The sequence below is a fragment of the Psychrobacter cibarius genome (genome assembly GCF_904845955.1).
Classification (GTDB): Bacteria; Pseudomonadota; Gammaproteobacteria; order Pseudomonadales; family Moraxellaceae; genus Psychrobacter; species Psychrobacter cibarius_B.
Genome location: NZ_CAJGYX010000002.1, coordinates 631,723 through 652,796 on the forward strand (window position 1 = coordinate 631,723; position 21,074 = coordinate 652,796).

Annotated in this window: 15 protein-coding genes; 9 read left to right on the forward strand and 6 right to left on the reverse strand. The window is 42.9% G+C overall.

Features of this window, described 5'->3' with window-relative positions:
* Window positions 1-49: 49 nt before the first annotated feature.
* From JMV76_RS06140 to cysM, 6 genes are all read right to left on the reverse strand, one after another.
* Window positions 50-490: a hypothetical protein gene (locus tag JMV76_RS06140; RefSeq protein WP_045453692.1), complete on the reverse strand. Its 441-nt coding sequence runs from the start codon at window positions 488-490 to the stop codon at window positions 50-52.
* Between the two features lie 328 nt (window positions 491-818).
* Window positions 819-1,757, reverse strand: a complete 939-nt coding sequence (mutM, locus tag JMV76_RS06145) for a bifunctional DNA-formamidopyrimidine glycosylase/DNA-(apurinic or apyrimidinic site) lyase (RefSeq protein ID WP_201501985.1) — start codon at window positions 1,755-1,757, stop codon at window positions 819-821.
* A 53-nt stretch (window positions 1,758-1,810) separates the two neighbouring features.
* A complete protein-coding gene (locus JMV76_RS06150; protein ID WP_201501986.1) occupies window positions 1,811-4,363 on the reverse strand; it encodes a RelA/SpoT family protein in 2,553 nt (850 codons plus the stop codon).
* A gap of 383 nt (window positions 4,364-4,746) precedes the next feature.
* Window positions 4,747-6,288, reverse strand: a complete 1,542-nt coding sequence (gene rlmD / locus JMV76_RS06155) for a 23S rRNA (uracil(1939)-C(5))-methyltransferase RlmD (RefSeq protein WP_201501987.1) — start codon at window positions 6,286-6,288, stop codon at window positions 4,747-4,749.
* An 88-nt stretch (window positions 6,289-6,376) separates the two neighbouring features.
* Window positions 6,377-7,201, reverse strand: coding sequence for a 3'-5' exonuclease (locus JMV76_RS06160; protein WP_201501988.1), 825 nt, complete (start codon window positions 7,199-7,201; stop codon window positions 6,377-6,379).
* Between the two features lie 56 nt (window positions 7,202-7,257).
* Window positions 7,258-8,232: a cysteine synthase CysM gene (gene cysM / locus JMV76_RS06165; protein WP_201501989.1), complete on the reverse strand. Its 975-nt coding sequence runs from the start codon at window positions 8,230-8,232 to the stop codon at window positions 7,258-7,260.
* Between the two features lie 495 nt (window positions 8,233-8,727).
* On the opposite strand from cysM, the gene JMV76_RS06170 reads away from it, so the two are divergent.
* The 9 genes from JMV76_RS06170 (at window position 8,728) to rpsB (ending at window position 20,845) form a co-directional block, all read left to right on the forward strand.
* Window positions 8,728-12,273: an ATP-binding protein gene (locus JMV76_RS06170; protein ID WP_201501990.1), complete on the forward strand. Its 3,546-nt coding sequence runs from the start codon at window positions 8,728-8,730 to the stop codon at window positions 12,271-12,273.
* A 161-nt stretch (window positions 12,274-12,434) separates the two neighbouring features.
* Window positions 12,435-13,247, forward strand: coding sequence for a crotonase/enoyl-CoA hydratase family protein (locus JMV76_RS06175; RefSeq protein WP_201501991.1), 813 nt, complete (start codon window positions 12,435-12,437; stop codon window positions 13,245-13,247).
* Window positions 13,248-13,564: 317 nt separating this feature from the next.
* Window positions 13,565-14,824 carry a multidrug effflux MFS transporter gene (locus JMV76_RS06180; protein ID WP_109591006.1) on the forward strand — a complete coding sequence of 420 codons (1,260 nt, stop codon included), beginning with the start codon at window positions 13,565-13,567 and terminating at the stop codon, window positions 14,822-14,824.
* Window positions 14,825-15,180: 356 nt separating this feature from the next.
* Window positions 15,181-16,065 carry a transporter substrate-binding domain-containing protein gene (locus tag JMV76_RS06185; protein ID WP_201501992.1) on the forward strand — a complete coding sequence of 295 codons (885 nt, stop codon included), beginning with the start codon at window positions 15,181-15,183 and terminating at the stop codon, window positions 16,063-16,065.
* A 12-nt stretch (window positions 16,066-16,077) separates the two neighbouring features.
* Window positions 16,078-18,288, forward strand: a complete 2,211-nt coding sequence (locus JMV76_RS06190) for an ATP-binding protein (RefSeq protein ID WP_201501993.1) — start codon at window positions 16,078-16,080, stop codon at window positions 18,286-18,288.
* A gap of 62 nt (window positions 18,289-18,350) precedes the next feature.
* Window positions 18,351-18,713, forward strand: coding sequence for a response regulator (locus tag JMV76_RS06195; RefSeq protein WP_045443633.1), 363 nt, complete (start codon window positions 18,351-18,353; stop codon window positions 18,711-18,713).
* 29 nt (window positions 18,714-18,742) lie between these two features.
* Window positions 18,743-19,192, forward strand: coding sequence for a chemotaxis protein CheX (locus JMV76_RS06200; protein ID WP_045443636.1), 450 nt, complete (start codon window positions 18,743-18,745; stop codon window positions 19,190-19,192).
* A gap of 41 nt (window positions 19,193-19,233) precedes the next feature.
* Window positions 19,234-19,683: a chemotaxis protein CheX gene (locus JMV76_RS06205; protein WP_201501994.1), complete on the forward strand. Its 450-nt coding sequence runs from the start codon at window positions 19,234-19,236 to the stop codon at window positions 19,681-19,683.
* A 364-nt stretch (window positions 19,684-20,047) separates the two neighbouring features.
* Complete coding sequence (gene rpsB / locus JMV76_RS06210; RefSeq protein WP_201501995.1) at window positions 20,048-20,845, forward strand: 30S ribosomal protein S2; 798 nt, start codon at window positions 20,048-20,050, stop codon at window positions 20,843-20,845.
* Window positions 20,846-21,074 lie beyond the last annotated feature (229 nt).

Genomic DNA, 21,074 nt, shown 5'->3' on the forward strand with positions numbered 1-21,074 from the left:
CATTGTCTTTAGCGCAGTTATATCATTTAACCAGCTGTTAATATAAAGACTATGGCGTAACTACGACATAATCGTTGGTATTAATCAAAATCTCAGATGGTTGGTCAACGACAATACGGACAACATTATCATTAGTCACTTGTGATTTGTAATAGTTGTCTTCAGCCACAGTACAACCTAAGCAACGTCCCATCGCATCCCAAGGTTCAACAAAAAGTTTCTGCTGCGCCTTATCCGCATTACCACCGATAAGCGAGAAGGGTAGACTAACTAGGTAGGCGGCAGTACCAGCAACGGCACTGACCAGTTGTAGAGGTTTACCCACTACAGTATCAACCACCATTGTCTCATAAGAAGGCCCAAAGTCTGTCTCATCAATTTCTATGGCTGCCAAGGCAGGCTGCATAGTAGCAGCCATTAAACTTAAGCTTGCGGCTATAGTAAAGGCTTTTTGCTTAACTGTGCGTTGGTTTTTGGCTTTAACAGTCATAACGATGTCCTAAAATTCATAATTGGTATGATTATTAGCTGCTGCTATTTCCACACAGAGACAATTTCCCTATATAAACAATGCGCAACGGTAAGTAGGCTAAATATATTACAGATATATAAACATTATGCACTATTTATGTAAGTGCTCATACTATTAAAGCAAGATGTGTGTCAATAAGCAACAAAAATGGCGCGCGATATAATGATATTAGTGCAAAATAATAGGACACTTAGTCAAGAGTATTGTGCTGCTATATTATACGACTTGATACCTAAGTTATTCTGGTACTTAAGGCGAAACAGATAGTGATAGTTTCAGATAATATTTAAAGGATTGGCTGACAGTTGGGGCAGAATACACTGGCGCGACCATTAATTTTGATATTCTCAAGCACGGCATCACAATGCGGACAAGTTTCCCCTTGTCTACCATAGACATTTAATGTTTGCTGGAAGTAACCGGTTTGGCCATCTGCTACGGTGAAGTCTCGCAGTGTCGAACCACCAAGCGCTATCGCCTTTTGTAGAATAACTTTAATATGATCGACCAAAATAATCATCTGAGCATGGGACAGTTGGTGAGCGGGGGTGGCTGGATGAATAGCTGATAAATATAGGCTTTCAGTCGCATAGATATTACCGACACCCACGACGACCTGTTGTTCCATGATGACTGATTTTATAGCGCGAGCAATGGGCTGCTTCTTTGATTTGGCGTTGCCAATTGCTACGGTATCAGCACTGTGATCAAGCAAGTTTGACCGTTGAATCAATTGATACAGGTAGTCTGCAGTAAATTCATCTGATAATGGTTCAGGACCTAAATGATCTAATAGCTTAGCACTATAATCCTTGTGCCATAACACTGACCCAAAACGTCTTGGGTCATAGTAATGTAGTTGGGATTTTGTATTATTAACGCCCTTAAAAACAATGATGAGATGATCATGCTTGCGCTTTTCAGTACCGTAGCTCTGCTGTTGCAGGCTGCCCGACATGCCTAAATGAACTAAAAGTTGACGCGGTACTAACGTAGCAGTTTGAGCCACAGCGCTATCGTCATTGGGTAATAAAGGTAAAAAGTTAAGAATTAAATATTTTGCGCGGCGCTCAACGCTATCTAGTGTGTAATCAATCAAGCTATCTAAATCATCTGGCATCGCCCAGCGCAGCTTTGGCTGGAAAACTTTTATATCGATGATGCGTTGCCCTAATAGCGGTGCAAGGCTGGTTTTGGTTGTTTCTACTTCAGGCAGTTCAGGCATGATATTTTTATAATAACCTTATGATTCAGTGGACGTACTTTGTGATTTTATATCTAAGCGACGGCGCGGCGAGCATGCAAGATACCATGCTGTTGCTCTAGTTTCGCCAAAAGCTTAGATAGGTGTGCCAATCCTGAGACTTCAATATGAAATTTCAAAAAGGCAATGTTATCATCATTACTAAGCGTTTCAACTTGACGAATATTGACATTTTCTTTATCAATAATTTGCGTCAAGTCACGCAACAGTCCGCGTCTATCATAGGCTTCTACGTGAATATCAACGGGTTGATAACGACCAGCTTGTACCCGCCACGAAGCTTCTATTTCGCGCTCAGGATCGCGTTCAATCAAGCGTGAGTATTCAGGGCAACCACGATTATGGACACTGACACCTCGTGATAAGGTAATGTAACCAGCAATTGGCTCGCCATGCACAGGGTGGCAACAGCCTGCTAGATTGATTTCTATATTATCCAGCCCGTCGATACGAATTTTATAAGCATCGATTTTTCCTGCCTCTCTAGCATCTATACTTGGCGAAAAATTTTCTGGCGGTCTTTCAGGTTCTAGGTGTAGCTGACGAGAGATGTGGCTGGTGAGTTGGTTGAGACCAATGTCGCCTGTGACCAATCCAACGATAATATCATCAGTCGTATTGACATGGAAATGCTGAATATAGTCGTTTAAATCGATGCTATTGGGATGTACTGATAATCGTTCAAGCTCTTTACTGAGCATTTGACGACCAATTTCAATGTTCTTATCACGGTCTTGCTTATTGAACCATTGACGCAATTTTGAACGTGCACGGTTGGTATGAATGTATCCAAGTGAAGCAACTAGCCAATCACGGTTGGGCTCACGTGATGCTTTGGTGATAATTTCAACTTGTTCACCCGTTTTGAGTTGATAGGTTAATGGTACATAGCGCTGATTGACTCGCGCAGCTTGGGCACGATTACCGACTTGTGTATGTACATAATAAGCAAAATCAAGAACGGTTGCCCCTTTTGGCAGTTCAGTAATGTCACCATCACGGCTAAAGATATAGATGCGTTCGAGCTCGTCAAAATCAACGAGTTGCTCTTCTTCGTCAAACTCCATGCCCTCTATTTCTTCACCAGTTAGTAAAGATGAGCGCGGTTGGTTACGGGTTTCATTATTGATCGATAACAGCTGACGCAGCGAGCTGATTCTTTGATTAAGATAATTGTCTTTTTTATTCTTTAGACCTTCTTTGTAGTTAACATGAGCACACATACCAAGCTCAGCTTCGAAATGCATTTCATGAGTACGAATTTGCACTTCCAGTGACTTGTTTTCAGCAATGACTGCCGTATGTAGTGAGCGATAACCATTGGACTTGGGGTTGGTGATATAGTCATCGAATTGTTCTGGAATATATCGCCACAAGCCATGTACCAATCCAAGCACGTGGTAACAGTCTGACGGGTTGGTGACCAATACTCGCAGCGCGCGAATGTCATAAAGCTGATCAAACGATAAGCCTTTGAGCTTCATTTTTCGGTAGATAGAGTAGATATGCTTGACTCGTCCAGAGACCTCACCTTCGATATTAGCCTCTGCTAGTGCCTCATTGAGCTTATCTTGTACGCGCTGAATATAGGACTCGCGTTCGCTGCGTTTTTCGGAGAGCAGTTTGGCAATCTCTTTATAGCGTTCAGGCGCAAGGTAGCGAAAGGCTAAGTCTTCTAGCTCCCATTTAAGTTGCGCGATGCCCAAGCGATGCGCCAGTGGTGCATAAATAGTCATAACTTCACGCGCCACACGATTCTGTCGCTCTTCATTAGAAAAGGTCAATTCGCGCATGGCGAAAGTACGCTCAGCCAATTTGATAAGCACGACGCGTACATCATTGGTGACGGAAATTAGCATGCTATAAATATTAGATAGCTGGTCGCGCTGATTGTTTACGAAGTGATCTTCTAGACGCTTATTGCTTTCAATAATCTCAGACAGCTTACCCATTGCCAAGGTATCTTTGACTAAAGTTGATATGTCTACGCCGAATTTTTTCTCGATATCAGCGAGGCTTATGATTGATTTTCGCGCACTACGATAGAGCATTGCAGCCACAAGAGCGTCTTCATCTTGGTAGAGATAGGTCAATATGTCTGTCATGCCAATACCAGTGACATAAGCGCCTGAACGCTCAGACTCGCTGGTATTCATATGACTGCGAATAAATTCACAAGCAGCACTCAAGTGAGGTACAGACTCTTGTCCGATACGTTTGGCGACATTGTCTAACCAAGTAGGAACATCAATATTGACTTGATCTAAATCAATCGCTTCGAGTTCTTTATCTGAGAGAGCATTATTTTTATCTAAAAGCGGGTTATCAGAATATTCGTTTTCAAGCTTTGGATCATGACTATGAAAGGCATGTAGTGCTGAGCGATCAAAAGTGGTGTGTAGCTTATGAGTGGACAGCTGGTATTTGATATCGAGGGGGATTTGGGCATAGCTATTGGCAGACTGGTGCGAGCGTTGGCTCGCGACCAGTTGAGCGGCAAGTGCTGCACTATCGGCTTGGGTGGTCTGTCCATCCACCAGCGGTAATCCTTCACGAATTTTTACCATAGCCGACTCCTCTTAGTTATTTTGAATTGATTATAACCTCATCTACTATGCACACACGTTGAAATTACGATTCATAAAGTGTCAGCTATAAACCAATATAACTGCTAAAAAATCTGTTTTTTAGCAGTCATAAAATGCGCGTAAAATATATAAAGCTATGAGTGCAAACGTTCACAAGAATGGAAAAAACCAGCCTAGGAATATTGTTTACTATTATCTCACTTTAAAGAGACAAATCAAGCGAGGCTATGTAATGTCTGCGGTTAATCAGGATAAATAACCATCATTTTTTGCCACCGCTTGACTCAAATTTTGAATCAAGCTCAGTGACCTTTAGCATGGCTATTTAACGCTCTGAACCGCTCACTTAACCGTAAATTGAATTACACCGCTACTTTTTCAAAACGAGCGATGGACTCAACATGACCGGTATGACAGAACATGTCCATCACACCAGCATGAGTCAGACGATAGCCTTGCTCTAATAATGCTTTTGTATCACGGGCGAGGGTTGCAGGGTTGCAAGAGACATAAACGATTCTCTCAGCGTTAAATTTCGGCAAGTACTGCATAATTTCCCAAGCACCAGAACGCGGCGGATCGATCAATAGCGCATCAAAGCCTTGATTCGCCCAAGGTTTATCGGTACAGTCTTGCGTCAAATCTTGGCTATAAAATTCTGTATTATTGATGCCATTACGACGTGCGTTATCGGCTGCACGTGCGGTCATCGCTTCGCTACCTTCAACACCAACCACAGAACCTGTCTCACCAACGAGGCGCGCAAGTGGCAAGCTAAAGTTGCCTAGACCACTGAATAAATCAAGTACGCGTTCACCTGTTTTTAAGTCTAACAAATCGCAGGCAAGCTTGGTCATTTGACGATTAACGGACAGGTTCACTTGGGTAAAATCTGTCGGGATAAACTCGAAAGTCAAATCGTATTCTGGCAATTGGTAATACAAACGACCAAATTGCTGGCTCATGTCATCATCTGTAGTCAATGCAATACGCTGGATACTGTCCGCACCCTTAGACTGCAAATATAGCTGCCAGTTGCGTGCGGCAAAAAACACTTTTAGCTTTTCTATATCAGCGTCTGATAACGGCTCCAAGTTGCGTACGATAAGGGCAACGGGCTGATTGCCATCTGGCAGCTCAGGCATTTCCTCACCCATGGCCAACTCAAGCTGAGCAATCTTATTACGACTCTCTAGCGTACTAATCAGTGTTTTTAAGTTTTCAATCTCAAAACCAATTCTTGGATCTAAAATATGACACTCATTTAATTCTGCCAAAAAGTTACTTGAGCGCTCACGAAAGCCGACAAGCGCGGTTTCTTTTTTGGTGACATAACGCACACCCAATCGTGCTTTGGTACGATAACCAAGACGATCACCAACTATTGGAGCAAGCCAGTTATCAGGCGTGACATTGGCTTGGTGTATCAGCATTTCAGCCAATACAGATTGCTTAAAGTTGATTTGACCGTCTGGCTGCCAGTGTTGCAAATTACAGCCACCACACACCCCAAAATGTGGGCAGGGCGGTACGGCACGTTCAGAATTTGGGTTGGCAGTAATACTGACAGCCTCGCCTTCTTCAAAGCTGGCACGGCTATTGGTTATTTTGACCAAGGCACTTTCACCCGGCAATGCAAAGCTTACAAAGATTTTTTTGCCATGTTTGTCTTCGATATGGCCATCGTCTATACCAAAACCATTACCATAAACGGCAACGCCGCGACCATCATGCGACAAACCATCAATGGTGAAGGGCAGAGGTTCTGCATCCTTTAGACGGCGGCGTGTCTTTGATGAGGGTTTAGATTTTTTCTTATTAGGCGGAATAGTAATCGTTTGGGTCTCGCTCGTTGGTGGCGTAACATCAGAGGTTGTAGACGTTTTTGAATCGGTGGGTTGCATAAACCTGCCTTAATAATAAATGATAAATAACTAAAAAAATGAGGATAAACGCGATGTCTTATAACGCGCCTTCATATAACTTCACTTGTTATGATGTGGGCGCAGATGACCAATCAGCGATGAAGTCTTGATGGCGAGCATGACCATCCGCTTGGGTATATTTTACTAAATAGTCATAGCTCTGCTGCTGCCAAGCGTCAAAATCTTGTGAGGATAATTGTCCAGTTAAACGCAACCAGCGCAAATAGATTAGCCATGTATTCATGACGTCAGACTCGCAATAAATAGACAGCGTTTGCCAGTCGTTAGTGCTGACAAGCTCACCAACCATGCTACCGTCGACAGCTGTTTTACCCGGTAGACCATATAAGCTTGCGACAATATCCATGGCTTCGCGGCGGCTGGCACCATACTGGCTAAATCTGTCCATCAAATCAAGGTGACGCGTGTGGAAGCGATTGACATAATTATCAAAGCGCATGTTTTTGATGCGCTCGCCTTCTTCAAATAACCATGGCGCTGATAAGTCGTATTGCATAGCCCGATATATTAGTACAGGAATATCGAAACCTGAGCCATTCCAACTAATAAGCTGTGGCAGCTTTTCAAGGTCACTAAATGCCCGAAAAAATTTGGCAAGAATATCTTTTTCACTAAATTTATCAGCGGTCAATGAGAACAACGACAACTTGCCATCTTTGATATATAACGCTGAGATACAGACGATACGCTGCAGTGGCAAGCGCATAAAATCATGCCCAGCTTCTTGTATTCGAAGCGCTGTGAGTGCACTCAATGCATCTGCATCATTCAACTCTGCCAATTGCGGATAGATACGGCGCGCCGCATCGGTATCAGCGACAGTTTCGATATCAAAGACCAATATAGGGTCGGATGGTAGAGCTTGTAACATAAGAAATCCTGATTGAATCAACTAAACTGAGCAGCGTTGTCTGTACGTTAATTAATTTATGTGCGGTTATCGACATTGCTGTCGTCAATATTGTCGTCATTAATATTGTATAAACCCGTCGACAAATAACGATCGCCGCGATCACAGACAATAAAGGCGATGACGGCATCAGGGTTTTCTTTAGCGACTTGTACGGCAGCCCATGCTGCAGCACCTGATGAAACGCCCGCGAAAATACCTTCGGTTTTGGCCAGTTTGCGCATATAAACTTCTGCGATACGCTGATCCACATCCATGATTTCATCAATCAAATCTGCGTTAAAGATACCCGGCATGTAAGCTGCAGGCCAGCGGCGAATACCAGCAATCGAAGCTTCTTCATCAGGCTGTAGTCCGATGATTTTGATATCTGGATTTTGTTCTTTGAGGTATTGCGATACACCAGTAATGGTACCAGTGGTGCCCATTGAGCTAATAAAATGAGTGATTTTCCCTGCCGTTTGCGCCCACAGTTCAGGCCCTGTGGTCAGGTAATGGGCTTGACTGTTATCAGGGTTATTAAACTGATCCAATACGATGCCTTTGCCATCTGCTTGCATTTGCAGCGCTAAATCGCGTGCGGCTTCCATGCCTTCATCCACCTCGATTAACGTCGCACCATACGCAATCATGGCATCTTTGCGCTCTTGAGTTGAATTGGTTGGCATCAGTAGCGTTATCGGATAGCCACGCATCGCGGCGACCATGGCTAAAGCGATACCCGTATTGCCACTCGTGGCTTCAATCAGCATGTCGCCCGCTTTGATGTCACCGCGCTGTTCTGCTTGATAAATCATATTAAACGCAGGACGATCTTTAACAGACCCCGCTGGATTGTTACCTTCAAGCTTGGCCAGTAACGCAGCACCATTGGTCAGCTGCTCTTGCTCAGGTAAGCGCTGCAATTTAACCAATGGCGTCTGACCGACGCAATCAGCAAGTTTGGTGACTTGAGTAATGAAATTAGGGTTGGAGATAGCCGTTGCGGACATAAAGTATCCTTGTTAATTTTTAAAATTGATTTTTAATTACCGTTTATTTTTTAATTGTCATTTTGATTTTTGAATAAATATCTTGATATGGCTGCTATTGAGTGAAGTGAGTGATTTGATTGTTAATGACATTTCTGTCGCTTTAACCAAATAGCAATAAATGAAAAGTTGCGTCATTATATCATTTTGTTTTTGGCTACGCTGAAGGCATCAAGAGATTTTGGTAAATGAGTGGTGTTTAAAAAGGGCTGGACAGTTAAAATGCCTTTGCATCATAGCCACTCACCATGATCGATGAAATGCGTTATAGTTATGGCAATATATAGGTACGGCAAGAACAAGAATCACTAAATTTATCATGGGTAGGCAGTTATCATTTTTGAAATGACGATAGCTTTGAAATGAGCACAGCCCCTAAAAAAATTATGATTGGCTAACACCGCTTACCGCCGCTATTGATTCATAGTGCAATTTTCTGTAGAGAGTAAAGCTAGCATGGCATACAAAAAACGTTTTGATACTAGCAGTGCGTATGGTCAGTTGATTATATTGGTGTTTTTACCCATTTGTATCTTGGCAGCGGTGGGCGGTATTTTGGTCTTTTATGAGACCATGCGCGCCAGCAATTCCGAACAAGAAGTATTGGCGGAGGCGGTGCTGATTCGTTATACCCCAGCGATTGCAGAGCTAATCCCTGAGCTGTTAGCGCAAGAGCGCCAGCAAGCAGACGGCGAACCCAATGCGGATGGCGAAGTCAGAGCAAATGATGCCACTCAAACGACAATCACGAAGCTTGAGGAAATTCAAGATAAGCTGGGTCGTATGCAGTCCGAGCAACATGTACAGCGTATTGCGATCATCAATGAAAGCAATCAAGTGCTCGCTGCAGTCGGTTATGGGCTGAACGAAGCATGGCCTGCAATAGACACAAAAAAGAATTTTTTATCACAGCAATCAACGCCTATTGGAACTGCTTATGGCAGTGTATTAGGGGAGTTTGAAGGACAAAAACTGTGGCTGCTCGTCGATATGGACAATGAACCACTCTACATCGCCCGCTACCGTATCGCCATGGCGTTAGTGATTACTGGCTTGTTCACTATTTTGATTTTATTGCTGAGTTTAAATATTTATTCAAAGCGCTGGATAGCACCAATTTATGAGCTACGTTTGCAGTTGCAGCGTACCCATGTCGACAATTTGTATCAGCCTATTCCCGTTGAGTCAGATGGTGAGCTGAACTTATTGCAGCAAGACTTGGTCAAAACTTTGCGCCGCTTGCATCGAAGCTTTCAGGAATTAAAAGACCATGCTGAGCAAACCGAGGATGATTTGCGCCTTGCGTTTGATGAGATGGAAATGCAAAACATCTCTATTCGTAATGCACGTGATGCGGCAATTTCAACCAGCCAAGCAAAATCGGCGTTTTTGGCCAATATTAGCCACGAGCTGCGCACGCCATTAAACAGTATCGATGGCTTTATCAATTTGCTGGCAAGGCATGGCGAATTGAACCCTGAACAAGATTTGTACGTGCAAACCATACGTAAGTCATCAGCACACTTGCTTGCCTTGGTTAACGATGTTTTGGATTTCTCTAAGATTGAAGCGGGCAAGCTGGTACTTGACCGTCATGAGTTTGACCTTTATGACACTATTTATGATGTGGTCGATATGCTTTCGCCGGTATCCGCAGAAAAAGGTCTGCGCATGGCGGTGCTGTTTTATAATGATGTGCCGATGCGCATCAATGGCGACGCCCTACGCCTCAAGCAAGTATTGACCAATATCGTCGGCAATGCTATTAAATTTACCGACAGTGGCGATGTGGTAGTGCGCGTCAGCTTAGATGATCATCGTGATAATTATCTCATGATCAGTGTGCAAGACAGCGGTAAGGGCATCTCTTTAGCCGATCAAAAAATGCTGTTCCAAAGCTTTAGCCAAGGCGACCCTTCAATCACTCGTCAGTATGGCGGCACAGGGTTGGGGCTCGTTATCTCCAAGCAATTAACGCGGCTGATGGGCGGTGATATTGGCTTTCATGATAACGCTCAAGAGAATATTGCCAATCAGGGCGCGACGTTTTGGTTTCGGATGCCAGCACATGTCGATGTGTTAGAAGCCGCTACTGGTCAGACAATTGAGCTACCAGTCTTGGCTCCATTGGCGAGTGAGACCGATGAGTTTAATGTATTGGTATGGATCAATCATACCGCCTCTATCCAAGTGCTCAAAGCCAGCTTGCAATATTTGCCGATTAAATTGACCCAAGCCAACTCCTTACCGGGCGTACTTGAGTCATTAAAAGAGCATGGTAATTATTGGGATTGGGTCATCGTCGATGATGATACCCAAGACGATATGATGGCATTACTCAAACAAATTCGACTGCATTACCAAGGCAAGCTTGCGGTATTTGGCTATCAAGTTGCCGCCGATCAAGCATTATTAAATCGTTATCATGCCAATATTTTGTATGAGCCTTTAGACAAAAGACAGCTCTATGCTATGCTCGACACCCAAAATCGCAGTACCAAAAAAAGCGTGCAAGAACCGCGCTGGACAGGGGTGACGGTACTGGCAGTCGACGATCATCTGCCCAATTTGTTGGTGCTCGATGCATTGCTCAGTGAGATTGGCATCCAAGTCATCACAGCGAGTAGTGGTTTTGACGCCATAGAAATTATCAGTAAACAACAAACCAAAAATATCAAAACCACGAAAAATGATAAGCAAAGTCTGTCGAATAAAACGCAAATCTCTAAAGCTGAAACGCGCGATGAAGTAAACAAGAAATCAAATAGTACGCTTTATGAAGAGGTGAATACCGACGATAAAGTCGCTATTCAGGATAAAGGCCATATTGATCTAATATTTATGGACATCCAAATGCCGCGTATGTCAGGGCATGAAGCCGCAAGACAAATTCGCAATATTGAAAATGATGATAGCCGTATCCCGATTATTGCGTTGACTGCACATGGTTTGGCTGATGAGCGAGACAAACTGATCGCCAGTGGCATCAATGACTATGTAGGTAAACCCATTAGCCAGCCTCAGTTATTACAAGTGCTGCAAAAATGGCTTGGACGCACAACGACAATGCCGCAGTTAACAGCGTTGCCTGATACCAATCTGCACAGTACGGATGTGCACAATACTGATGTGCAGGTCATCGATTTGTCAAAAGAGAACTCACACTCTACCGACTCACAAAATAGGGAGGCTGAAACGTATTCAACGTGGCCATCAGACTCTACAACCATTGCCTATCCTATGGTGAAAGGGGATGAAAATAACCGTCATAGCGGTTCTAATACAATCAATCAAAAAATAACGCGTCCTTTATCATTGAAGAAAATTCGTGATAATTACTTGCGAGATAGCCAACCACGCGAGGATTATAGACGCGAAACACCGCGTGACACCCAGCCACGCTATGAGAACTTGCGCTTACATAAACAAGGACAGTCGCCACTATTAAAGCCATCGGAAACACCGATAAATAGTGCTCATGATGGAGTGGCAATGCCTACAGATTCCCACACATATGCGCAAGGAACAAAGAGTTGGGACAGCAGTCACCACCATTTAAGCCATCACTCTTTGGGGGCTGACGAAAGTGATGGGTTTGCTATTTTAGATTGGCAAGACGCGTTGACCCGCTCAGCGAATAAGCCCGACTTGGCGGCCAAGCTTATCATTATGATGCTTGATACTATTAATGATGAAAAGCAGGCGCTGACGCAAGCGTGGGACGCCCGTGATCGCAGTATGCTAGCGCAAATTGCCCATCGCATCTTAGGCGGCAGTCGTTATACTGGTGTGCCGCAATTACGTCAGGCCAGTCAAGACCTAGAAGATAAGTGCTTGCTGAATGTCCAACACACCACCCCTGCGCAGTTTGCCATGCTTGAGCCATATTATGCCGCATTAATAACAGCGTTAAATAACTTGCAGGCGCTGGATTTATCAGCCTATCCTCAGCTCAATTATCATCGTTTGAGTGAAAATGATATGACGTGGAAAATGATTTAGAAGTGATGGTTTTATGACATTAACGATGAATCGAATCGTTGCAGTCAGTTATTGATGAGGTAGCGTCGTAACAAGGCTGTTAATATTGTTGCCATCAGCTTTAGACGTATCGGCATCATATTTAGATGCCATTTCTATTTTATTCATGAATAAGGATTGTTATGAACGCGATTGCCACTTACCAATATGAAACCTTACAAGTTAGTATGACCGACAATATACTCACGGTAACCTTGAATCGCCCACACAAAAAAAATGCCATGAGCTTTAAAGTGGTGAAAGAATTGATAGCTGTCGCAGAACGCATTGGTAAAGACAAAACGATACGTGCGGTGATTCTAAATGGTGCTGAAGGCACGTTTTGTGCAGGCATCGACTTGGGTGATTTGAATCATCCAAAAAATCAAGCGTTCGCCGTTTGGGAGCTGATAAAGCCATGGCAGAGTTCATTCCAGCGTGTTTGTCTGGTATGGCGCGATGTGCCTGTACCGGTCATTGCCGTACTAGAAGGCTATTGTATTGGTGCAGGTCTTCAGCTAGCGCTGGCTTGCGATGTGCGTATCAGTCATCCAGATTGCAAACTGTCTATTATGGAAGCTAAGTGGGGGCTTGTACCAGACATGGGTTTGACGCAATCGGCGTTTGGCGTGGTACGTGAAGATGTGCTAAAAGAGCTTGCCATGAGTGCGCGTATCGTAACTGCCAGTGAGGGCAAAGCATTGGGTCTTGTCAGCCATTGCAATGAAGCGCCACTTGAGCAGGCGCAAAAGCTCGCTGCCGAATTTGCAGAGCGCTCTCCTGATGCGGTGTTGGCGAGTAAGCGTGTGGTCAATGCTATGTTCCAGCAGCCAGCCACTACTTTATATAAAGAAAAAGTATGGCAGCTTAAAATGATGCTCGGTCGTAATCGCAAGCTTGCTTTAAGAAAAGCCAAGCAAGCCAGTACGGCATTTGGCAAGCGCCAGTTCCGCTAAATATTTTTTACTAATCATGCCGCTACGCTAATGCTCAGACCTATTTTTAAAAATTATTGTGATTGTTTTTAGTTGTGATTGTTTGTTTTATTCATGTCATATCTCTATTGAAATGTGAGGGGATAGTACGATATATCACTATCCACTTGCGCCGCTGTATGCAAATGTGCACTAATGGTAGCAATGACCCTTGTTTTCAGTATTGAGTAAAGACTAAATATTAAAGACAATGGAAGCCTGAATAATACAATAACAATCACTAGAGTGTATTGAACCTTTATAACGATTCAATACACTCTATATAAAATGGTCTGAATATGTCTGCTCCAAAATCCTCTCTACCCAATCGACCCGTTGCTTCTGAGCGCGTACGCTCTGCTGATTTGCCTGTTGCATGGATTATGATGCTTGGACTTATCGTGGCAGTGGGGCCATTGTCTATTGATATGTATCTGCCTGCATTACCATCGATGGCAGATGACTTTGGCGTATCCACAGCCTTTATGGCCAACTCTGTTCCTGCCTATTTTTTAGGCTTGGTATTTGGCCAGCTATTTTATGGTCCATTTAGTGATCGTGTTGGTCGTGTTAAGCCTTTATATATCGGTATGACGCTATATGTCATCGCCTCCATTGTTTGTGCGACTACTAATAACGAGTATGTATTGTTTGTTGGGCGGACGATGCAAGCGCTTGGTGCGTGTGTTGGTGCGGTGGTCACTCGTGCTGCGATTCGCGATCGATTGACTGCTAAGCAAACCGCAAAAGCCTTTTCTATTATGATTTTGGTGATGGGTTTAGCGCCGATATTAGCCCCATCGCTTGGTGCGCTATTTCTACAGTTTTTTAGCTGGCACTCTATTTTTTGGTTTTTGGCTGCTTTTGGCACGTTGAATTTATTACTCACAAAGTTTTTCTTCTTTGAAACGTTGACGGAAGAAAATCGTAATGTACGTCCTGCAAGAGAAGTACTGAGTCAATACTGGGACTTATTAAAAGACCCGACGTTCAATTATCCAGCGATTGGTGGCGGCCTGCTAATGGGGGCGATGTTTGTTTATATCAGTTCAGCCTCTGAGCTGATTATGGATACCTATGGGGTATCCGCAACCCACTTTGCTTGGTTATTTGGTATGAATGCTGCTGGTTTTGTGGGTTTGACTCAGCTGAATCAGTGGCTCACCAATCGCTTTCGTATTTTGAGTATTTTGCGCTTTGGTGCGATGATGCAGGTTATTTCTGCAGGCGTGCTATTTGTAATAGGTCTATTTTTGGGTACTGATGCTTGGCTTCCACTGGTGCTGGCTTGTATTTTCTTCTGTATCGCAGGCTTAGGTCTGACTCAGCCAAATGCTTCTGCTATTGCGCTGGCCTTTCAAAAACGCCGAGCGGGCATGGCAAGTGCGCTACAAGGCTCGCTCATGTTTTCAGTCGGTATCTTTGGTGGATTATTATTAAACCTATTTCCAGTTAATCCCGTACTCAAAATTGGTATTGCGATGTTCGCTTTAATGAGTCTTGGCTGTTTTTTAATTTGGCAGATAGATCGTAATTTAAATCTGGACGATGCGGAGTAAGCCAGAGACTTTATAGTTTTTGCACTAGAATCTTAAAAGGCATTCTTACATTGATTATGTAGGGATGCTTTTTTTTATACTTTTTATTTTATTTTCTGCCTAAAACTGCGCATAAAACAAGACCATATTACAAGTTTTTAGTCATAGAGGTAGACTTATGTACGCCCTTAATATCCTTTATTTGCCATATATAACAAATTGTACGTAATAACTAAACATAATTATTGCAATCATAAAGTTAGGCAAGTATTATCAAACGTAACTTTCTGTAAGTAAGTATTGTGAAGATATTACCTAACCTTGCTAGATTGTCATTAATTAATATGTACAACCACGTGAAGCTTTAAGGGTAAATTATGATGCAGTTATATCGAGTGTTACCAATTATATTGAGTGTTGGCCTGTTTGGCTGCGGTAACTCTTCCACTCAAGAAAATGCCAATTCGACTGGTACGCCAGTAACAGAAAATAAAGATAATTTTGTTAGTAGTTTGCCTGATACGGCACCAACATTAAAGGTCGCTATGACGGGTGATTTACCGCCTTTCTCATTTCAAGATGACTATGGCAATATGCAGGGTACGGACGTTGATTCCATTAGAGCTATCGGCGAGGAGCAAGGCTTTAAGGTCGAGTTTTATAAAGAAACTTGGCAAGATATGTTCGATAGTGTGGAGTCAGGAAAACGTGATTTAGCTATTTCTGGTATCTCTTATAAAGATGATCGCGCGGTAAGATATGGTCTATCAACGCCTTACTTTTTTAACCCAGCTACCATCATGTACTTGGAAGGTAAGTTTGATATCAAAGGCTTAAACGATATAAAGGGTCTAAAAACTGGTACGTTGGCAGGTTCTAAAGAAGAAGATACTCTGAAACAGATGGGTAGCTCGGTTGAGTTGGTTTCAAGATCTACTGCATTTTTGGCTTATCAGGACTTAGTACAAGGTAAGACTGATGTTTTCTTATATGACATGCCAGTGCTGCAGTACATCATAAAAGGTTATCCAGAACATAAAGTGAAGATTGTACCTTATGAAGCGGCAGACGCACCTTCAGCGCAACAAGTCGTATTAATGGCAAAAGAAAATACTCAGTTGATTAATACGGTTAATGAGGGTATTGCTAAATTGAAAGAAAAAGGGACATTTAAGGAAATTGAAGAGCGCTGGTTAGGTGAGGCTGTACCTGCATCTGCTGATAAGAGCAATTCTGATACTAATACTACGCAATTGAACTAAGGAATTCTGAAGATGGCAACCACTCCCAATGTTGACAATAAGCGCTATCAAGGTCTGATCATTTCAATTGCACTATTTTTATCGCTCATCGGTGCCTTGTTACCCTTTACGTTCTATACCTCAAACTTATTAGAAAGAAATACTGCGTTAATTGACCAAACCAACCAAGTCGCTAATAGCGCGCAGGCGGTAATTAAAGATTTATTTGACTTAGATAATAGCTATGGCGAAGATACGAACTCTCCACATATTCAGCGCGTTTTGGAGCGTTTGGAGGAAAATACGGCGTTGATTACCAGCTCTATTGCTGCTATTGAGCAAGGTGCAACGATCACTGACGTTGATGGTAAGACTTATGATCTGCCAAAGATTGACAGTAACGCACAAGTAAACATTACCGCGGCTAATGAGCAGTGGAAAGCGTTAGAGCCTAAGATTCAAGCATATCTCAAAGATGCTGATAATATTATGGTTTCCTCTGAAGATGATCTGACCCAAGCCGTTGAACAAGCCAAGACGTCAAGTCTATTGATTAACGATTCGTTAGACAATTTGACCAAAGATGTTTTCAATAGTGCCGAACGCCAAGCGACGACCATTCGTCTTATTCAGGTACTTGGTGTTGCCGCCATCTTTACCTACTTTCTAATCTTTGTATTCTTCTTTGTACGTCGTTTACGTGAAACCGATGCTGAAGCGTTCGCTGCTCGTCGCGAGACGCAAGAGATTATGGAAACGGTAAATACGGGTCTATTCTTACTTGATAAAGACTTGAATATTGGTCAGCAGCATTCTCGTGCACTGAATGATATTATCGGTGAGGACAGATTGTCAGGAGAGAACTTTACCAACGTTTTACGTGGGCGTATTTCTGATAAAGATCTGAAAACCACACAGCAATTTATTGAGCAGCTTTACAATCCACGCGTTAAAGAAAAATTGGTAGATTCTCTCAATCCACTGCACAAAGTCATGCTACACAACAATGCTGGTGATAAAGCACAGAATAATCGCTTCTTAGACTTCAAGTTCTCACGTGTTTATGACAACAAAGACATTGCCCGTATTTTGGTCAACGTCAACGATGTATCAGATGCCGTATATTTAGAGCAGCGTCTAGAAAAAGAGCGCTCGCAAAATGATATGCAGATTGAGATGCTCACCACTATTCTGAATGTGAATCCAAAAATCATTAATGAGTTTATTGATAATACGCAGATGCACATTGAGAAGATGAACAATATCTTGAAAAATCCTGGTAGCTCACAATACGAGCTTGAGGGCAAACTAAAAGCCATTTACCGCGAAATGCATAGCTTAAAAGGTGAAGCTTCTGCGCTAAAACTGCACAGCTTTACTAAAATTGCCTCAGATGCGGAAGACAAACTGCACGCATTGCAAAACCAAGGTCAATTATCTGGTAACGATTTCTTGCCATTGGCCGTACATTTGGATGACTTATTAAGCCTATCAAATACCATCGCAACCTTGGGCGAGCGTATTAACCGTTCAGCACCAGCGACTGCACCAACTGCAAATGGGTTAGATGATAATAGTGCTCAAAACAGTATGTCAAAAACGGTAGTGACTGACAGTCAGATATCAAATCCTTCAATCAGTAGCATGAATACTGATATTGGTCAGGATATTGACCTAGATAATGACGCAACTGATGATCATCTGTCTTTTTATAAAGCATTTGCAAAAGATATTGCCGCAAGACAAGGTAAGCAAGTAGAGCTAAAGAGTAATACGCTGATGCAAGCGGACATACCAGCGCATCTGGTAAAGCCGATTAAAGAGATTAGCATTCAGCTACTACGTAATGCCGTGGTCCATGGCATTGAAGCGCCAAGTGTTCGTCATTCGATTGGTAAGACTGCGGTTGGGACGATTGATTTAGAACTAAAAGACAACGGCTCAGATTTCATGCTGATGGTGCAAGATGATGGTCAAGGTATTGATTATTATAGCATTCGTGCCAAGTTAAGCAGTGATGGTCGTTTTAGTACAGAAGAAGCCAGTCAGCTCAGTCAAAGCGAGCTGCTCAAACAACTGTTTTCTTCGGGTTTCTCTACCAAAGAACATGCGGATGAAGATGGCGGACGCGGTGTCGGTCTCGATATCATTAAAGCAAAAGTAAAAGATTATGATGGCAAGCTTAACGTAAACAGCGAATTTGGTCAGATGACACGGTTTGTTATTACTTTACCAAAAGCTTAATTAGAAACAGCAGGTATATTGTCAAGGATGACAAGCACTTCATTAAAGGTAATAGATCAGTTATGCATAAGTTAATGATTGTTGATGATTCAAATATTATTAGAAATCGTATTCAACGCGCGTACGATTCAGGGCAGTTTATGCTGGTTGCGACGGCAACCAGTGGTGTCCAAGCCATTGAAAAGTTCAATGTCCATCGTCCTGATGTAATCACTATGGACTTGACCATGCCACAAATGGACGGACTTGAATGCATTGAAAAAATCATTGCGATTGACCCTGAGGTACGAATTTTAGTGGTGTCAGCACTGTCTGATAAAGCCACTGGCATTGAAGCATTGTCGTTGGGTGCCAGCGGATTTTTGTGCAAGCCTTTTTCAGAAGAAGAGCTTGTAGAGTCTTTGTATGAGCTAATGCAAGACTAAACCATTCAACGACTTAAGTAGATGTCATTATGAAAGAACAAAAGCTACAGATTTTTTTAAGTATTATTAGTAACTACTTTAATCAGTTTGGGGGGGAGGAGCTTGTCGCTGACACCCCATATCTGTTAGAGAACAAACAGCCAAAAGTCCATGATTATACGGGTGTGATCGGTATATCGGGTGGACAAAAAGGCGTGGTGTATTTTTCCGCAACCCGTCAGTTATTGTCCGCTATACTAGATAGCATGGGTGAAACGGATAAAAGCGATGAGAATTATATCGATTTGGCTGGCGAAGTGGCCAATACAATCGCTGGTAATGCGCGTAAAGAGTTTGGCTCAGAGTTCCATATTTCTGTGCCGTTTGTATTTAAAGGCTCTCCACAAAGTATTGTGTTGCCGAATGATGAGCGTTCTTTTATCATTCCCATCACTTGGAACTCGCAGATAGGCGAGATTGTGGTCTGTTTGCAGGATTAACGTTGCTGCCACCGCGTCATAAAGATGGATATTAATATATTATGGTTAAAGTAGAAAAATTGGGTGTGTTTCTGAGCTCAATCAATGCATTTTTTGCTCAAATTGATGGCTCGGAAGTGTCCATTGATACCCCTTATTTAAATCATAACAAGAGTGCTGTTGGTTATGATTATAGCGGCGTTATCGAGATATCAGGGCCTCTTGAAGGCTGTGTGTATGTGAGTGCACCAAGCGTGATGTTGCGAGAGGTCGTAAAAGTGATGGGGGAGCCTGACTCATCGATCACGATGATGAAAGATCTGCTCGGTGAGATGGCCAACACTATCTCTGGTAATGCTCGTACTGAGTTTGGCTCAGAGTTTATTATCTCGCCGCCGCATATTGTTGAGAGCGCACCAAGCGTGTCTTATTTGCCAAAAGATCGCCAAAGTTACGTCACGCCATTTACGTGGCGTGGGTATAAAGCGGTCATTGGTATCTGTATCGCTTAATCTACAGCTGCTCATTTATTCAGTATAAAGAACGACGTTGATGCGTCGTTTTTTTTATGCGTCATCATCCACTTAAACAGCATAATAGCGCTAGCAGTCGCTAAGCATTATATGATAAAATACAGCCCAGCTATTTTTTATCACATCGTATTTTTACGTTCAAATGATAGCTCAATTTTTTTAAACCAACCCATCAACCAATGACACACACATCATGGCAAAAAATTGCTGGGTGTTTGGCGACTTGATTAATTTGCAAAAAAGTTAGTGCTGCCCCAATGAGCATTAACCGTTAGCAGATGCGTGTCGCTAGATAGGCAGTTTTTGTGATGTGGAGGCATAACCCAACCAATAGGAATTTCACATGTCTACAAAGAATCCAACCAAAATCGAAATGCGCGACTTACTACAAGCCGGCGCTCACTTTGGTCACCAAACACGTTTTTGGAATCCAAAAATGGGACCATACATCTTTGGTGCCCGTAACAAGATTCACATCATCAACCTTGAGCACACAGTAAAAGCGTTTAACGAAGCATTGACTTACGTTAACGGCTTAGCTGCCAAGAAAAACAAAGTATTGTTCGTAGGTACTAAACGCGCAGCAAGCGGTATCATCGCTGAGCAAGCAGCACGCGCTGGCATGCCATACGTTGACCATCGCTGGTTAGGTGGTATGTTGACTAACTGGAAAACACTTCGCCAGTCAATCAACCGTCTAAAAGAGCTAGAAAAACAAGCAGAAGACGGTACTTTCGCCAAGCTTACTAAGCGTGAAGCGTTAGAGCGTACTCGCGATATGGAAAAACTTGAGCGTTCACTAGGCGGTATTAAAGATATGGGCGGCCTACCTGACGCAATCTTCGTTGTAGACGTAGATCATGAAGCGATTGCTATCAAAGAAGCTAAAAATCTAGGTATCCCAGTTATCGGTATCGTTGATACTAACTCTAGCCCAGATAACGTTGATTACATCATCCCAGCAAACGATGATGCTATCCGTGCTGTGACCTTGTATGTGACTTCTATGGCTGATGCGATTATCGCTGGTAAAGAATACGCACAGACTCAAGCGGGCGGCAAAGCTGAGCAAGAAGCACCTGCTACTGAAGAAGCATCAGTTGAAGCCAAAGCGGAAGAAGCGGCGACTCCAGCAGAATAATTGGCTGACCCAAAAGGTTTAACTTTGTAAGGATAGCTTGATAGTCACACTATCTGCATCCATATAACGTTATTAACAGCGTATAAGCTCACAATAGGCATGATGTAGTTTTACTCGTCATGCCTTATTGTTGATGGAACACTCGTTAATAAGCGAGTATTATCGCTTATAGTTGCCCTCGTGATGCACAATATCTGTCATTACAATGGTGTCTGTTATCACGATCAAC

Coding starts and splice junctions, on each gene's coding strand:
- JMV76_RS06140 (WP_045453692.1), bottom strand. CDS start 490: ATGACTGTTAAAGCCAAAAACCAACGCACAGTTAAGCAAAAAGCCTTT.
- mutM (WP_201501985.1), bottom strand. CDS start 1,757: ATGCCTGAACTGCCTGAAGTAGAAACAACCAAAACCAGCCTTGCACCG.
- JMV76_RS06150 (WP_201501986.1), bottom strand. CDS start 4,363: ATGGTAAAAATTCGTGAAGGATTACCGCTGGTGGATGGACAGACCACC.
- rlmD (WP_201501987.1), bottom strand. CDS start 6,288: ATGCAACCCACCGATTCAAAAACGTCTACAACCTCTGATGTTACGCCA.
- JMV76_RS06160 (WP_201501988.1), bottom strand. CDS start 7,201: ATGTTACAAGCTCTACCATCCGACCCTATATTGGTCTTTGATATCGAA.
- cysM (WP_201501989.1), bottom strand. CDS start 8,232: ATGTCCGCAACGGCTATCTCCAACCCTAATTTCATTACTCAAGTCACC.
- JMV76_RS06170 (WP_201501990.1), top strand. CDS start 8,728: ATGGCATACAAAAAACGTTTTGATACTAGCAGTGCGTATGGTCAGTTG.
- JMV76_RS06175 (WP_201501991.1), top strand. CDS start 12,435: ATGAACGCGATTGCCACTTACCAATATGAAACCTTACAAGTTAGTATG.
- JMV76_RS06180 (WP_109591006.1), top strand. CDS start 13,565: ATGTCTGCTCCAAAATCCTCTCTACCCAATCGACCCGTTGCTTCTGAG.
- JMV76_RS06185 (WP_201501992.1), top strand. CDS start 15,181: ATGATGCAGTTATATCGAGTGTTACCAATTATATTGAGTGTTGGCCTG.
- JMV76_RS06190 (WP_201501993.1), top strand. CDS start 16,078: ATGGCAACCACTCCCAATGTTGACAATAAGCGCTATCAAGGTCTGATC.
- JMV76_RS06195 (WP_045443633.1), top strand. CDS start 18,351: ATGCATAAGTTAATGATTGTTGATGATTCAAATATTATTAGAAATCGT.
- JMV76_RS06200 (WP_045443636.1), top strand. CDS start 18,743: ATGAAAGAACAAAAGCTACAGATTTTTTTAAGTATTATTAGTAACTAC.
- JMV76_RS06205 (WP_201501994.1), top strand. CDS start 19,234: ATGGTTAAAGTAGAAAAATTGGGTGTGTTTCTGAGCTCAATCAATGCA.
- rpsB (WP_201501995.1), top strand. CDS start 20,048: ATGTCTACAAAGAATCCAACCAAAATCGAAATGCGCGACTTACTACAA.